Here is a 16,438-nt window from a genome sequence, read left to right as displayed (position 1 = left end):
CTCGGCATTGTTTCCTTTTGTGTCAAGACAAAAGGACTAGGCCTGCCTGGCTATGAGGGCAACCCAAGGTGCCTTTCTCACACAGCCCTCCGGATCAAACGTAGTAATAACATTAGTAGGTATCAATCAGATGAATTTAGGAAGATGTGATTGATAAGCTTGGTTGTCGTATTTAGCAGTTTTCCTCCAACTTTTTCTTGACAAAAAGTTGGGCAAAACTTAGCGAAGCGTTCTCTTTCAGGCCATTAAAAATCAAATTAACATCTGAAAAACTCAAGGACTTCCCAAGGTGCCTTTTCGCGCAAGACAGCCGCACAGTTCCTGCATCAGCGCTCGAGGGCTGCGCCTGCTTGGCCCTAACCGCACAAGGCTTGGGCTTCAGCCAACCAGCCAATGCCCTCTTCCATTGCTCAAACCCTGCTGATCCAGGAACTTTTTCCGGCACTGAGGGAAGTCCGGGCCCTCCGGATCAACGGTAGTACTAAATATCATCGTCCCTTCAACCGTGGTACCTTTTATCAAGGGTAGTACCGGTTAGCTAAGTTGAAAACTTGCAGCTACGTTGATCAATGGGCCCGCCGTCCCGTAAGTTCCGGGAAAAATTTGCGCATCAGCTGGCTTGTACTTGGAGATTGGACCTTGGCTGGGTGCAAGTGATATTAAAAAGCTAATTCATAGAATTTAAGAAAAAGTGGAGGAGCTTAAAAAGTGCTTTATCCACCTCCGCCTATCGGCACCTTCGCCAGCGGAGGACAACCCTGATGACCTTACCAAATCAACGTAGCTCTGCTTTTCAATTGAAAGCGTTCTCGGGTTAACGGTCGCTCCCGTCATGGCAAGCGCATTCTTCGTTTCTGGCTCACCTCGCTTAGGTTTCACTGCCAGCCAATGCCCTTTTCCATTACACAGGGCCTGCTGCTGCTGCCAGAATTTTTGCCGGCACTGAGGGAAGTCCGACCCTTCGAATCAACAATAGTGCGATTAGAGTTACAGGGGTCTCTCCTCCTGCGGACGTCCAAATGCAGGAAGATAGCCATCTACTACTCCCCTATCCTTACTTGCCTCATTCCCTCTCTTCCATAAAATACCGGGAAGTACATCATCTCCGCTTTGGCGGGGTTTAGCTGGAAGTCGCCGCTGTAGCGGGGCATGAGCTTGATCTCGAAGGAGTGCTCGCCCTGCTTCAGCTTGCGGCAGAAGATACTCACCTTGTGCTTGAAGTATTCGCGGTGTATTTCGAGTCCCCGCCAGCTTTGTTCTTTTTCCTCGTAGGAACATCCGGCTGGGATGGGAATTTCGATCATGACGTAATCGGCATCGGCCTTTACCTGTACCTGCGCCGTCAGGATTACCGGCACCCCGCCTTTCAGCTTGCTGAGCACTGCTCCTTTGTTATCTATAAAGCGGGTGTCCACCCTGAAATCTTTTGATACTTTTTCAGGTACAGCGTTCCAGTATTGCTGGTACCCGGTGATATAGATAGGGAGATCTCCCTGTTTTTCTACGGTGAGCTTTGCGCCAGCTTGCAGTTCGCGGCTATAGGGAAAAGTGCTGACGGTTTCCTCCAATGCACCGGATAACCGGACCGAAGGCGCTGCAGGCTGACTTCCCCCTTTTAGTAGATCCGGCAGTATCGTCTCGAGGATAAGGGAGGACTCGTAAGTATTTCGCCATTGCCCATCCCTGCGCTGTTCTAGAAAGTAGTTCCTCATTTTCCTTAAGAGATCGGGCTGCCTTCCATCCGCTTTGATGATCTGGTAAGCAAGGATTGTTGTCTGGATGCTGTTGTCGAAGAGGCGGTAACTGTCATTTCCGAAGTAAAGGCTCCCAAACATGGTCTGGCGCCGATGCTGAAGCAGCGAGTCGATGGATATGGTCATGCCCGCTTTTTGTTTCATGGCTAGCAGCTTAAACTGATTATACAAGCCGGGTTTCAACGTGGCCTGTTTCAATTCCCGCTCATACAGCGCGATATGGCTCCGGTAATCCACGGCACTACCTAGCTTTTCCAGCATGAGCATGACGTCCAGCTTATCCATTCCTTTAGCGCTGGAAAGCTGATACGTGAGGTAGTCCTTCAACTCCTGGCGGGGGACCGGAATGTCAAATTTAGCTTCCGCCGCAGCGACATAGGCTTCCACTGCGTGGCGGCTGATCCACCATTCGGTCTCACCGTGCTTCCACCAGCCCCAGGTGCCATCTGTCCGGCGGCCTTCTTCCAGTTTTTTGATCAGGGATTTAATGTCGCGATCGTGCTCGAAAGGCTGGCCCAGGTACGCCCTGATCTTCCTTTCCAGCAACAGCGATTTCAACTTCGAGGCCATCTGCTCGTTACAGAGGTAGGGGTAATTCCGCAGACGCTCCGTCTCATCCAGCAACACCGGCAAAACAGAAGCCTCGGCCCGAAAAGTGACAGGACCCAGTGCCGGGTCAAAACTAAGTGTAAGGGTAGTATCACCTTCCAGGCTGCTGAACACTCCCTTTGTTTCCTGTACTCCGGCCCGGAATAAAGGAATGTTGCGTTCTTCCCCATCCGTATAGCTGCTTGCTTTCTGTAGGGTGTATCTGAACTTCAGGCTGTCGCTGCCGGCAGCCAGCACCTGAAGGGTGTCGATGTGTGAATGGAGTACTTTAATGCTGCTGTTCAGCAGGACCTGGTCGTTAAAAATAAACTGCCGTTGCAGGGAGGTTGCCTCCGTGGTGTAATTGGAGATTTTGCCCAATGGATGAAAACGGTCGCCGGCGATAGCGAAGGCCGGACTTACGAAAGTTGCACTTAGCGGCCGGAAGGCCTTAATGCTGTTCTCAGCATAGCCGCTCTGTTCCTTCCCGTTCATAGCGATGACGAAGGTGCGCCAGTTGGTGATGTCGTCAGGAAAAGTAACGGAGAAGCGAGCCTTACCCTCCGTATTAGTTCGCAGGGAGGGTTGCCAGAAGGCATAGTCGGAGAAATTTTTCCTGAGCGTAGCTCCCTGTCCGGCCATTGCAGCCTCTGCCGCCTCTTTTTCAGCTTTTGCCTTTCCTTTTTTAGTGGTGATGATGATCACGCCGTTCGCCGCTCTCGCTCCATAAATAGCGGTTGCAGCTTCCATCTGTAAAGTATTCAGCTCCGCAATCTCATCCGGGCTCAGCTGGCTCAGGGCATTCTCCTGAGGAATACCGTCGACAATGTACAGGGGACCAGCGCTTCCAGCCGAGGACAGTCCTCGCACCGTAATAGTGGATACCGAGGCCGTCATACTTCGCCGTATGTCCGCACCTGCCAGATAGCCCTGTAAACTCTGCTCCATCTCCCGCTTGCCGTAGCCTACCACCACAACTTCCTGCAGCTGCATTTCACTCTGTTCCAGATAAATATCTTTGTGTCGGCCAGGCTCAATATCCAGTTCCATCGGATTATATCCTACGAAGCTAATTACCAGCTTCCCTCGGGGAGGTACGCGGAGACTAAATGTTCCGTCTATGCCGGTTACCGTTGTCACAGAAGTCCCCTTGATTTTGATCATCACGCCAGGTAAGGGCTCCTTATCAGACTTATCGAACACCGTTCCCGTAATTCTTCCGGTATAGATGGCCGGGTCAAGGTACTGCTCGTTAAAACGCTGCTTGATCTGCTCCGTCATCAGGTTGGAAACCGGGAGTTTTCCCATCGCAGCCTCGGCAATCTGTTCTCCTATGTGCCTGCTCATGGAATCTGCCGGACATATTTCAGCGAAGGGAATGCTTACGAGGTTTCTTCCGCTCGGCAGGAGTTTCAGGTGTTGAGGCGGCAGGTAGCGGTTCCCTTTGAGGAGCAGCAACAGACGGTAATCTCCCGGTTCCAGGTAGCCGAGGTTGGTTTCCCTGCCGGGATAGATCCTCAGAAAATCAGGATCATCGTTCCGATACAGTAAGACACTTTTGATCAGCTGTCTGTCTTGCTTGTCGCCCGGTTCTGTCAGCCGGATCTGGAGACGGGCTGAACCCAAGTTCTTATTTGGAAAATCAAAAAGGTGGGTGGTATGACTGCGAAGATCCAGGTAATCTGTCCAGATGCTATCCAGCTCCCTGTTGGTCAGCACCCGTTCCTTATAGCCGGGAACGGGAGTAGTTCCGCTGGTAGCCACATTAAAAGGATATTTGGTATCAATAGATTTTTGTTTGATCAATCCGGGCTGGAACGTATAGGAATAATTCGGCTCGGCTGTAAAAGTGAGGGGCTTCTCTCCTTTGACCTGAAACTCCGCCACATTATACGACAAGGGGCCCACTAATTTCGGGTGGCTCTGGAAATAGGAGTCGCCGCCCGAAGAAAGCAGAAATACGTTATCGGGACCTTTTACCGTTGCATAACGCGGGCTCCAGGTATCGGCTACTGAAATCATGTACCGGTTCAGTACATTGGCCTCTGCGTCACTGAGCACGGGGGGAGCTTTAGCAATGGAGAGGTTTATATGCTGACTTGGGTCTGCGTTGAAACTAATGACCAGCCTCTTCCCTTTTTCTACCCTCACTCCGGCAACATCTATAATTCTATCTTTCAGCCGGAATCGGAGATTCAAAAGACCCGGCTCCACCTTGAAGGAGTAACGCCTGAGCTGTTGCGCCCGACTGAAATAGACTGGTCTATCGTTGATATAAAGGATGTGGACAGGCAGAATCTCGCCGTTCTCCACCACAAAGGGAGCAATCTGGGTGATGGAATCAGGATCGCTTTCATAGTATTTATATTCTTTCTGCGGATGTGTGAAACGAAAATAGGCGATGGAATCCAGGCCCAGCTCCCGTCCCCAGCGTTCCCAGGCAAGCTTGCTGCTTCCACTGAAACCCTCATCTGTTTCCAATTCCTGTTTCCAGCGTATCGCCTTAGCCCGCCGGCCGAAGTAGGGTATGTGAGGGACCTGATAATCGAACTTGGAGGTAATGGAAAATGCAGTAAGGTCGACCCCTTCAACAGCCTTACCTTTCGCATCCCTAACTGAAACCTCCATTTCTGCGCGCTCCCTGGGCGATACCACGAGCGGTTGCCGAACGTCCAGCTGCAACTGCTTCTCTGCAAACTGCGCCTCGGTATTCGCCCCAACGCTTTCTCCCGCCCAGATAAAGCTGTAACTGAACGTCGCCTTCTCTTTCCCTCGCCAGGCACTTCTATAGCCGGAATCGATAGTGGTTCCTCTGTCGACCACCTTATTTCCCTTAAACACCGTATACCAGATTGGGATCCTTCGTGGATTGGTAATGCTGACCAAAATCGAATCGGCGGTCCTGCGGGCAGCGGCTGACACACGATGCTCGTCCTGCTCAAACTCATACCAGTCAGAAACATCTTCTCCTTCCACCTCGTACTCGGCGGCCTGCAAATTTATTGGAGCAGCACCAGGAACGCTGGCCCTGAATTGATCGATTTCATCCCCGTTCTGGTCCAGGGCCCTGATCGTTACCTCCCTTTTCCGCTCAGCAGGATCACGGAAAGAGAGATACAGGCTATCAGCCTTCAATTCAAATTCCAGGTCGCTTCCCGGTTCATCTTGAAAATCGAAATGTTCGGAGGCATCCCTTTCCTCGTTATTGCTATTGAGGAAAGTTGCTTCAGCTACATACTCTAAATCTGCATGCGGAAAAATAGAATCGGGCAGCACGAGCCGGGTTTCTCCCAGCGCGTCTAGTTTCAGTTGGTGTTTCCAAAGGGTGTCTGGCACAAACACTCTGTCCTTCTTGAAACCGGAAACAGACTGGGTCCGAATCAGCAGCTCTACCCGGCCATCGAGTACGTTCAAGCCGTTCTCGTCGAGCGCCCGGAAGTAAAGCGACTGGGCTTGCTTTCGAGAGTGCTCGGGCTTGTCGCCGCGCATACTAAAGGAGATTGACTTTAATTCATATTCTTCGTATTCGAAAGTACCTTCATAGTACTGCTTGTTCCGGTGTTTCAATTGAATGCGGTAGGTTCTGTCGAGCTGCAGCTTCAGGCTGTCATGCAGGGGAAACGCAAAATGATAGGCACCTGGGTGGGGCGATAAGGCCCCACCAAGTTTCAGCGATTTGCCCTGCGGTGTATTAAGTATCACCTGTAGTGGCAAATCCAAGGGCTTATGAGCCTTCGGTTTAAGCAAATAGGCTTTAAATTTTACCGTATCGAGGGGCTTATAGAACGGTTTATTGAAAACCAGGTAGCCTGAGGCGGCGGGCCGTTGTCGCCGGCCATAGTATTGCTTTTTTACCCAGCGCTTGTACAAGCGTTCCGCCGGGACAAAGAGGTACTTAATAGGAGATTGGCGCAAGAACCAGTTGCTGTAATGACTAAAAGGCTTCCCTTCCTTGTCCCGTTCGATGATGGAATAGTTAGCCACTCCCTGGTAAAAGACCCGCACGAGGTTTTCGTCCTTCCGGGGATAAGCGGCACGCCATACCCCTCCCTTTTGATCGTAAGATACCGCTTTGTTGTTGACGGAGACTTCGGCATCCCTGATCGCCTGCCCCTTCTTGTCGAGCAGTATAAACTGGAGCTCTTTTCCATTTGACAACAGCTTGAGCTGGGCACTGCGTTGTTCGAGCAGTGTATATTTCAGGGAATTCTGATCGGCATACACTTTCAGATAGTTGCCCGGAGCCAGGGAGGGCTCGTAATAGGAACCTGTTTTAAAAGAGTCGACCGGATGCGTCAACAATTTTTCATCCAGGGGAAGGCCCTTGTAAAGCTGTTCGACTACTTTCTCGTTTAACGGATAAACGTAGGTAAACTCGCTGCTCTCTCGGGTATTTTGAAGGTTTTGCTGACCGAAGCAAGCAATGCTCGCCAGGATCAATAGGAATAAGGTTGAATATTTACTCATCGGTTGCGATAAAGGCATGGGAAATTAATGAAAATACTGGAATTAATGTAAAGAGGAGAAAAAGGGGTTGATGGTTTTTTGTCAGAGGAAGTTGAAGGGGATTAATGAAGAGATTGAAGGGATTTTGAGAGAGGCGTAGTGATGTAATGCCCTCATGACCGGGCTGGCCTAGTCCTTTTTGCTTAGGCCAGAAAGGACCAAAACTTAGCGAAGCGATTTCTTGAAGGCCAATAAAAATCAAATCAAACACTGAAAAACTTAAGGACTTCCCAAGGTGCCTTTTTTCCTCCAACTTTTTCTTGACAAAAAGTTGGGCAAAAGTCAAGGACTTCCCAAGGTGCCTTTTCGCGCAAGTCAGCCGCACAGTTCCTGCATCAGCGCTCGAGGGCTGCGCCTGCTTGGCCCTAACCGCACAAGGCTTGAGCTTGAGCCAACCAGCCAATGCCCTCTTCCTTTGCTCAAGCCCTGCTGATCCAGGAACTCTTGCCGGCACTGAGGGAAGTCCGAGCCCTCCGGATCAACGGTAGTACTAAATATCATCGTCCCTTCAACCGTGGTACCTTTTATCATGTGTAGTACCGGTTAGCTAAGTTGAAAACTTGCAGTTCCGTTGATTAGTGGACCGCCGTCCCGTAAGTTCCGGGAAAAATTTGTGCATCAGCTGGCTTGTGTTTAGGGATGGGGCATTGGCTGGTTGTCTGAAGCGAAGGTTTGCGCGTTTTAGGGGACAAGCAGACGCAGCCCCGAGCTGATGCGCAAATTTGTGCGGTTGGTATGTGCGGCAAAGGAACATTCGGGAAGGCTTGACTTTTTTGTTTCTTTTTGTGTCAAGACAAAAAGAAAAGAAGCAAGACTTAGCGAAGCGTTCTCTTTGAGGCCTTTCTTGTCACTTTTCTCTTGAAAGAAAAGTAACCAAAAGTTCAAGGACTTCCCAAGGTGCCTTTTCGCGCAAGTCAGCCGCACAGTTCCTGCATCAGCGCTCGAGGGCTGCGCCTGCTTGGCTCTAAATGCACAGGGCCTAGGCTTCAGCCAACCAGCCAATGCCCTCTTCCTTTGCTCAAACCCTGCTGATCCAGGAACTCTTGCCGGCACTGAGGGAAGTCCGGGCCCTCCGGATCAACGGTAGTACTAAATATCATCGTCCCTTCAACCGTGGTACCTTTTATCATGGGTAGTACCGGTTAGCTAAGTTGAAAACTTGCAGCTACGTCGATCAATGGGACCGCCGTCCCGTAAGTTCCGGGAAAAATTTGCGCATCAGCTAGCTTGTGCATGAGGATGGGGCCTTGGCTGGTTGTCTGAAGTAAAGGCCTTGTGCGACTCAGGGGACAAGCAGACGCAGCCCCGAGCTGATGAGCAAATTTGTGCGGTTGGTATATGCGGCCAAGGAACATTCGGGAAGGCTTGAGTTTTTTGTTTCTTTTTGTGTCAAGACAAAAAGAAAAGAAGCAAGACTTAGCGAAGCGTTCTCTTTCAGGCCTTTCTTGTCACTTTTCTCTTGAAAGAAAAGTAACCAAAAGTTCAAGGACTTCCCAAGGTGCCTTTTCGCCCAAGTCAGCCGCACAGTTCCTGCATCAGCGCTCGAGGGCTGCGCCTGCTTGGCCCTAACCGCACAAGGCTTGCGCTTCAGCCAACCAGCCAATGCCCTCTTCCTTTGCTCAAACCCTGCTGATCCAGGAACTCTTGCCGGCACTGAGGGAAGTCCGAGCCCTCCGGATCAACGGTAGTGCAATTTGAGCAACTAATACAAGTAATGGGGTAAAAAGCTGCTAAACGGATAAATGTAATACCTGCGATCAAGGGTTGTACCGGTTAGCTAGGTTGAAAACCTGCAGTTTGGTTGATCAATGGGACCGCCGTCCCGTAAGTTCCGGGAAAAATTTGCGCATCAGCTGACTTTGTGCGGGAGGATGGGGCATTGGCTGGTTGTCTGAAGCGAAGGTTTGCGCGTTTCAGGGGACAAGCAGACGCAGCCCCGAGCTGATGAGCAAATTTGTGCGGTTGGCATGTGCGGCAAAGGAACATTCGGGAAGGCTTGACTTTTGGGTCCTTTTGTGTCAAGACAAAAGGACTAGGCCTGCCCGGCTATGAGGGCAACCGAAGGTGCCTTTCTCACACAGCCCTCCGGATCAAACGTAGTAATAACATTAGTAGGTATCAATCAGATGAATTTAGGAAGACAATAGTGACCTAAACTATTTCAAGCTCCTCACGTTGTAAACAAAAAAACAATCCTTATGGCTAAATGTAACTTTACAATCCCCTTTCAAGGCTCGGCGGAATCCCTTGTTGCCAAGGCTCAGACTGCTATTGCGCAGGCGGGCGGAACTTTTAATGGCAGCTCCTCAGCTGGCAGCTTTGCTATTTCTACTCCTCTCGGTAAGGTATCCGGAGCCTATATGGTGGAAGGGCAGGGTTTTAATATCAGCATTGAGGATAAGCCCTTCCTGGTGGGCTGTGGAAAAATTGAAAGTACGTTAAGAGAGTATTTGGGTAAGTCGTGAGCACCTGGTTAAGTGTAAAAAGGGGTTCTAGAGATACTGAAATAGGGTTGAAATAAGTTCAGCGTAAATTTCAGGATGACGAAGAAAAGTGCAGTTCTACTGCAGAGATAGAGAGCTCCAGACGGCGTCTTTCATAGCTCCCCGCGGTTCTGACTACGCTGCACCTCCATTACTCCTCCGTAACCAGCTCAATTGTCCTCTTGTCGATCTGCGTGATATTGTCACCTTTTGTAGTTCGCTCAAGAACACTGTAAAGAAGCCAGCCTGAGGAGGCATGAAAACTGGATCCGAGGTAGTCTTCAATTGTCATGTCAGGAAGATCTTCACGTTTAGGGGCAGGGCTACCCAAGCTAGAAGCCATCTTTTTTAGATATTCATACGTTGCTTCGGTCACCTGTTTAGAATCGATAGTTTGCCAGGATTTTATGATTCCGGTATCTTCCTTTTCATCCATCTCCTCCAAAATAACAGAGACTTCTGCATCGAAAGGCTCCCCGCCATACAGATTCGCCATTTTGGTTTTTCCGGTCGCCTCTTCGTGTAAGGTGTATTTTCCGCCGTAAAAATTGTGGAACTGAATAATATCTTTTATCGCTGATGCTTCGATGCCGGCCTTAGTGCTAAATCTTTGTTCTACCTGCCCGGTAATTTCCTTCAATTTGGGCGTGCCTTTAAACTCCTCCCGCAGTAGAGCTGTTGCTTTTTTTATGTAGTCACTGACTTCCTTCCAGTTTAGCACCTCCTGAAAGACACCCATTTCATCCGTTTTAAACACAATGGGAAGCTGCTCTGAGAGGCCGGCCACCTTCTGAATAAATTTATTATCTGTTTTCACCCTCACGTTTTTATAAAGCCACTGAACCGTAAAAGAATTAGCTGTGGAGTCGCTTACGGTGATCTCGACATCGTACTCCGTAGTTTCCCTCGAAGTAGTATCGCTATCTGTCACCTTGAATTTTTCATCTACGATATGATAAGTCTGCTTTTCCTGCTTATTCCAGTAAGCGATGACCTGCATCGTCGAATCTTTCATATTTATCTGTGAAGAAGCGTGCAGCGATATAATCAAGGCAATTGTAGTAGTGAAAATTCTTGGCATAAGGTATCGGCTTTTTTAAAAAATCGAATACAATGATAGGACAAAGAATTTTAATGAACAAAAGGAGAAAGAACGTACACAAACAACCAAGTTCAATAGGACTTCAGCCTCCCCCGCGGTAGCTTGGGAGCTGACCCAGATAAGTCCTCGTTTCTTGTTTTTAGGGCAGAAAAATCTCAAGGGCATGCTTTCGTTTGAAGGTACTTTTTTTCTCTCCGACGAAAGAAGCTTTATGCAAAAACAAAGCTTCTTTTCTATATTTGAGCAAAACTTGTCACAATTGAAACGTATGATGTTAGTTGCGGCCTTAGCACTGGGTGCGAAGGCTAGTGTGTGCGCACAATCTTTTAAAGCCTTTAAAGTAGAGCTTGCAGTGGGGCCGACCATGGCCACCGGTAAGGGAGGCGACGTAGGTGTCGTGTTAGCGATGGAACCTAAGTATGCTATCAACGATAAACTCACCTTCGGTCTTCGGCTGGAAAGCGGAGAACGGATTTATGCTGCCGGAAGCAGAATTGAATTTGACGACCTGGCGGGCTCCTACATGGCTACCGGCGACTACTATCTGAACACGAATGGACTACGTCCCCTGTTTGGCATTGGTGTAGGTGTGCTGGACGCGGCAGCCGTAGATGAATCAGGAGAACGCTTGACCCACAAAGACAGCCCTGCCATTCTTGCGCGGACCGGATTTGAAACGGGACACTTCCGACTGGGACTCGAATACAATAAGTTACTGAAGACTTACGGCTTCAACGGCGATTATGCTTCCCTTAAGCTGGGCTGGATGTTCGGCGGCGGAAGAAAGTAGGTTCCGGGCTTCCCTCCTGAGAATGGTAACAAAAGCAATAGCGTTCATTCATTTTAAAGAAAGCTGAGAAATCCCGCTCATTAAGTATTATCACAACTCCGGCTTCAAACGCTCTCCCGAAGCTGCGAGGTTGGAATCAGCTCCCAACGACCTGAGAACCCCGCATCCGGACTAACCGGTTACAAGCGCTCTATCAAATTTATATTCTTATGTTAAAGAATCTGTTTCTGTCATTGATGATAGCCTTTGTTGCTGTTATCAAATCTTTTGCTGTCGAGCCCGATTCAAGTGTTCTAATCACCAGTGCCGTGACCGAGATCAAGTTCGAGTGGAACGGAAAGACGTCGCAGGTGAAAGTGCGACAAAAGGAGGTACTGAACTATCTGGCCGAGGGTTATAATGCCAATATCCAGGTGGCGGAGTTCTATGATAACGACACCGAAATCGATCAGGTAAGCTGCACGGTGAATGGGTATAAGCCTCTGGGCTTCAGCCCGCAATATAGCCACCATTCGATTGACGGGATTTTCTATTCAGATGCCCGGGTTTGTCATTTCCCAATTGTTCTTAAAGAAAAGGGGAATAAGGCTACTTCCACGATTGTAAAAACAACAGAAGACCCCAGGTATTTCTGCAACCTGTATTTCACGGAGCCCTACCGGATACAATCGCGTGAGATCCGTGTATCTGTACCGAGGTGGATGAAGCTCGACATCAAAGAGTTGAATTTCGGCCCCAACATCTTCAAAACCGTCCGCTATGATAAGCGTGACGATGCCGACGTATTCACCTACCAGGTCAGTAATCTGGCTCCTCAAAAGGCAGAACCGGAAAGCCCTGGTCCCACCTACCTCTACCCTCACCTGCTTTTTTTACCAAAATCAGCCAGCTATAATGGCACTTCGATCACCTATTTCAATACCCTTGCCGACCAGTATGCCTGGTACAAGGCTGTTGCAGTAAACGGTGAAAACAGGGAGGCCGTGAAGGCCAAGGCACTTGAACTAACGCAGGGACTGAGCGATGACCTGCAGAAAATCAAGAAGATCTTCTATTGGGTGCAGGATAACGTCCGTTACATCGCTTTTGAAGATGGTATTGCCGGCTTCAGACCCGACAAAGCCGATGAAGTACTCAGGAAAAAGTACGGCGACTGCAAAGGCATGGCTAATCTTACTAAAAATCTTCTGGTCGCCCTGGGGTTTGATGCCCGCCTGTGCTGGATTGGAACCAATCACATTGCTTATGATTACAGTACTCCTTCGTTAGCCGTAGATAACCACATGATCTGTGCAGTCAACTATAAAGGGAAGCAGTATTTTCTGGACGCGACAGAAACTTACCTGCCTTTTAACGAGTATGCCGAACGCATCCAGGGCCGGCAGGTGCTGATAGAAGATGGTGAAAAATACATTTTGTCTAAAATCCCTGCTACCAGCGTTTCCCAGAACCTGGATTATGAAAAAAGGCTGCTAAATCTGCAGGCTGCTGCCTTGCAGGGGACTGCTCAGCACAGCTATAAAGGAGAAGAGAAAGAGTATATGCTTAGCCGCATTAATGCTTTGAAAAAAAGTGACTACGAAAATAGTTTAATGAAGTATTTGAGCAGCGGCGAAGAAAACACGGTGAAGAATGTGACCACCTCTGATCTGAACAATTATGATGAGGAGCTGAGCATCCGGTACAACGTGGTACAGAAGAGCGGGATCAGCTCTTTCGATAAAGAATATTATGTAGAGATGGATCTGCGGAAGGAGTTTGGCAACTTCCAGATCGATGAAGCTAGCCGGAGACACGACTACTGGCTTCCTTACAAGTTCAATATCGAACGAGAAACGGAGCTAAAAATACCTTCGGATTATACTGTGGGAAGCCTTCCCCAAGATCTTTCCATTCGTAATGCCAACTATGAATTCAAAATCTCCTACCGACAAGAAGGCGACAAAGTATTTTATAAAAAAACGTTGCGCTTTCAAAATCCCCGTATTCAACGTGCTCAGTTTGCGCAGTGGAACGCGGACATTAAGAAGTTAAATACAGCGTACAACGAAACAGTTATTCTAAAACCAAAATCATAATGAAAAAAACCTTACTTATTACCCCCCTGCTGCTGGTCCAATGCCTGGCCTTCGGGCAGAAACTGAGCTACCAGCAAAAGGCGGAAGAGATAAAGAAGCAGGTATGGGCGACTCCGGCACCTGGCTTTGAACTGAAGGAGGCGCCTGCAGGTATGAATTCTGAAAGTGCTGTGGTGCTGGCCCGTTACTTTGACCTGCAGCGGACCAAGGGCAGCAGGTTTAAATGGGGTGCATCCGGCGGAACCGGCAATGTGGCCCGTACCGATAAAACAACGATTTTCCGTGAACGAGTAAAACTGAACGACAAATCTTCCCTGGAGGAATTTTCGACCATCGAATATCAGAAAAGGCTGGACAATACCAGTCACTTCGGCGTGTCAAAGCTGAGAAATACGGCAGAGACATTTATTGGTATCAAAATTCTGAAATCCGATGGTAAAACCATTGAGGTAGATATTGATGAACAGGTGCTGCTGAAGGATAAAAAAGACGAGGCCGGAAAAATTGCGGTGTCCAACCTCAGCGTCGGTGATATCATCGATTACTACATTGCTACCTCGGAGATTACCGAAGGATATGCTGACAACTACGACGATAACAATTATGTATTTTTCCTGAAAGATGAGTACCCGGTGCTAAACTATAAGATCCACTTCCGCTACGGACCCAACATTGTGGTCAGGCAGATGAGTGGCAATGGGGCTCCTGAACTAAAGATCACCACGAACAGTGATAAAGACCATATTCTGACAGCTCAACTCAGTAACCTTCCCAAGCATAAGGGCCTGATCTGGTCGTCCCCCTACCGTCAGTTCCCCTACATCTCGGTGTCAGGGACGTTTGTAGGAAAAGGCTCAACCCGAGAGGAGTCGACTCTGCCTGTAGTTGACGCCCATATAGAGACGCTGAAAAACATGTATGATGCAAGGACAGGGGTGGCAGATCCGGAGATCAGCACTAAAGTAAAAGACTACTTCGGAGGTGCTAAACAATTGAAGGCAGTGCCTTTGGACAGCGTGATCTGCAAGCTATACGACACCTGGAAACATTCCCTCTTTTGCTTTTATGATGGAGAAGAGATGGATATGTCGAACGCACGCAATTCCAGGACAGCCAAGAGCTTGTACAATGCCGCGGTGTTCAGTCAGAACCTCATTGATTTGAAAATTGATCACGACGTTCTGCTTGCAGCTTCCAGATTCTCGCCGGCGTTAGATGCTAAAAAGCGAGATACTCCCCTGGAAACCTTTATCCGGGTGAAGGGAGCGAAACCCATCTATCTGTTTTTTAACAGCGTTACAGGATTGTATAATGAAATTCCTCACATGTTTCTGGGCGAAAAAGCTATTGTGCTGAAACCTGACAGAAAAAACAAGTTTGAAACGAACTTTACAAAAAGCGAAACAGTGCTCCCGGCAGGCAGCAGTGACGAGAATACTTTATCGGAAGTACTTCATGTAAGCCTGCTTAACGAAGCGCCGCAGAAGGTAAAAATTACCCGAACGAGCAAACAGCGCGGCTTCCTTCGGAGCGATGTTCAGGCTCACCTGTTGCTGATGGAGGATATCGACCGGGAACTGACGGCACTCGTAAAAGGCAAGCCGCTTCAAACACGTTTGTCAAAGAACTATATCACTAAGAAAATGGTAGATGACTATCAGGCGGCTTTTGAAAAGGCAAGGCTTGACGAGAAGAACAATTTTTCTTCAGAGATCAAAGAACACTTCGACCAGGAGCCACAACAACTCAGCAACTACAAGATCCTCAACTCGGGCTTGAAAGCGTCAGCTCCTGAGTTTGAGTATACGGCCACATTCGTGCTGGACAATTTTGTCAAGAAAGCAGGCAACAACTACATCGTTGAGGCTGGAAAATTGGCTGGCTCTTTTCTTAAATTGGATGATGAAAGCCGGACCCGCACAGTGGATGTGTATATGTCAGGACCAAGGACATTTCAGTATGCCATCAATCTGGCCGTACCTAAGGGTTACAGGGTTAAAGGATTGGAAGACTTAAATGCAGAGAAAAAGAATAAAACCGGAGCATTCAGTTCCAGGGCAGCTGTGGAAGGGGAAACGCTTCGTATCACCATCAGTCGTTCTTACACCAATTATTTCGAAAAGGCTGCAGATTGGCCTCTTCTTGCTGAACTAATTGAGGAAGGCAGTGCGCTGGGCTTGAAGAAGGTGTTACTGGAGAAGGTAAATTAGTTTTTGTTTAAGAAAAGCCAGGTGTTCTGATTGGGCGCCTGGCTTTTTTGTGAATTGTGGTGGCGATAATACGATAGCGCTGATGCTTTGTGCCTGAAATACTCGAAGAATTTCCAAGGTGCCTTTGGTTCTTATCACTTTTATTCGTCTGATTGTTGGTCTTCATTGCACTCATGAGCTCCCTTCGGTTGGTTTTCTTGAAAGAAAAGTACCAAAACTTAGCGAAGCGATCACTTTCCGGCTTTTCTTGTCACTTTTCTCTTGAAAGAAAAGTAACCAAAACTTAGCGAAGCAATCTCTTTCAGGCCTTTAAAAATCAAATTAGACACTAAAAAACTCAAGGACTTCCCAAGGTGCCTTTTCGCTCAAGGTCCCTCACAGTTCCTGCACTGAGGGAAGTCCGTGCCCTCCGGATAAACGTTCGTACTAAATATGATTGTTGCTTCAATTGCAGTACCTTTTTATCGAGGGTAGTACGGTCAGCTTTGTTGTTGATCGATGGGACGGCCGTCCCGTAAGTTCCGGGAAAAATTTGCGCATCAGCTGACTTTGTGCGGGAGGATGGGGCATTGGCTGGTTGTCTGAAGCGAAGGTTTGCGCGTTTCAGGGGACAAGCAGACGCAGCCCCGAGCTGATGAGCAAATTTGTGCGGTTGGTATGTGCGGCCAAGGAACATTCGGGAAGGCTTGAGTTTTTTGTTTCTTTTTGTGTCAAGACAAAAAGAAAAGAAGCAAGACTTAGCGAAGCATTCTCTCTCAGGCCTTTCTTGTCACTTTTATTCGTCTGATTATTGGTTTTCATCGGCACTCATGAACTCCCTTCGGTCGGTTCTCTTGAAAGAAAAGTAATCAAAACTTAGCTAAGCGATCTCTTTCATGCCTTTAAAAATCAAATTAACACCTGAAAAACTCAAGGACTTCCCAGGGT

At 48.5% G+C, this 16,438-nt stretch carries 10 protein-coding genes; 4 read left to right on the top strand and 6 right to left on the bottom strand.

All coding sequences use genetic code 11. From position 1 onward, the window contains the following. Positions 1-378 precede the first annotated feature (378 nt). The 4 genes from J4N23_RS00465 to J4N23_RS00450 form a co-directional block, all read right to left on the bottom strand. The gene (locus J4N23_RS00465) at positions 379-522 is read right to left on the bottom strand and encodes a hypothetical protein (protein WP_207425039.1); all 144 of its coding nucleotides are present in this window, start codon (positions 520-522) and stop codon (positions 379-381) included. 518 nt (positions 523-1,040) lie between these two features. Beyond that, positions 1,041-6,809, bottom strand: a complete 5,769-nt coding sequence (locus J4N23_RS00460) for a carboxypeptidase-like regulatory domain-containing protein (RefSeq protein WP_207425038.1) — start codon at positions 6,807-6,809, stop codon at positions 1,041-1,043. Next, complete coding sequence (locus J4N23_RS00455) at positions 6,802-7,302, bottom strand: hypothetical protein (protein ID WP_207425037.1); 501 nt, start codon at positions 7,300-7,302, stop codon at positions 6,802-6,804. The genes J4N23_RS00460 and J4N23_RS00455 overlap by 8 nt, the downstream gene beginning before the upstream one ends. A 532-nt stretch (positions 7,303-7,834) precedes the next feature. Beyond that, the gene (locus tag J4N23_RS00450) at positions 7,835-7,978 is read right to left on the bottom strand and encodes a hypothetical protein (RefSeq protein WP_207425036.1); all 144 of its coding nucleotides are present in this window, start codon (positions 7,976-7,978) and stop codon (positions 7,835-7,837) included. 1,068 nt (positions 7,979-9,046) lie between these two features. Here J4N23_RS00450 and J4N23_RS00445 point away from each other — a divergent pair. Continuing rightward, a complete protein-coding gene (locus J4N23_RS00445) occupies positions 9,047-9,313 on the top strand; it encodes a hypothetical protein (protein WP_207425035.1) in 267 nt (88 codons plus the stop codon). 169 nt (positions 9,314-9,482) lie between these two features. On the opposite strand, the gene J4N23_RS00440 is transcribed toward J4N23_RS00445, so the two are convergent. Next, positions 9,483-10,412, bottom strand: coding sequence for a hypothetical protein (locus tag J4N23_RS00440; RefSeq protein WP_207425034.1), 930 nt, complete (start codon positions 10,410-10,412; stop codon positions 9,483-9,485). 289 nt (positions 10,413-10,701) lie between these two features. Here J4N23_RS00440 and J4N23_RS00435 point away from each other — a divergent pair, with 289 nt between their 5' ends. The 3 genes from J4N23_RS00435 (at position 10,702) to J4N23_RS00425 (ending at position 15,511) form a co-directional block, all read left to right on the top strand. Further along, on the top strand, positions 10,702-11,223 hold the full coding sequence (locus J4N23_RS00435) for a hypothetical protein (RefSeq protein ID WP_207425033.1): 522 nt from the start codon (positions 10,702-10,704) through the stop codon (positions 11,221-11,223). Between the two features lie 209 nt (positions 11,224-11,432). Next, a complete protein-coding gene (locus J4N23_RS00430; protein ID WP_207425032.1) occupies positions 11,433-13,301 on the top strand; it encodes a transglutaminase domain-containing protein in 1,869 nt (622 codons plus the stop codon). Beyond that, entirely contained in the window at positions 13,301-15,511 is a 2,211-nt protein-coding gene (locus J4N23_RS00425) for a hypothetical protein (RefSeq protein ID WP_207425031.1), read from the top strand. The genes J4N23_RS00430 and J4N23_RS00425 overlap by 1 nt, the downstream gene beginning before the upstream one ends. A 337-nt stretch (positions 15,512-15,848) precedes the next feature. On the opposite strand, the gene J4N23_RS00420 is transcribed toward J4N23_RS00425, so the two are convergent. Further along, positions 15,849-16,187 carry a hypothetical protein gene (locus tag J4N23_RS00420; protein ID WP_207425030.1) on the bottom strand — a complete coding sequence of 113 codons (339 nt, stop codon included), beginning with the start codon at positions 16,185-16,187 and terminating at the stop codon, positions 15,849-15,851. Between the last annotated feature and the right edge of the window lie 251 nt (positions 16,188-16,438).

This window comes from Pedobacter sp. SYSU D00535, from assembly GCF_017355855.1.
Lineage (GTDB): Bacteria > Bacteroidota > Bacteroidia > Sphingobacteriales > Sphingobacteriaceae > Desertivirga.
Note: the sequence above shows the minus strand (reverse complement) of the source record. Positions and strands in the feature narration are given on the sequence as shown.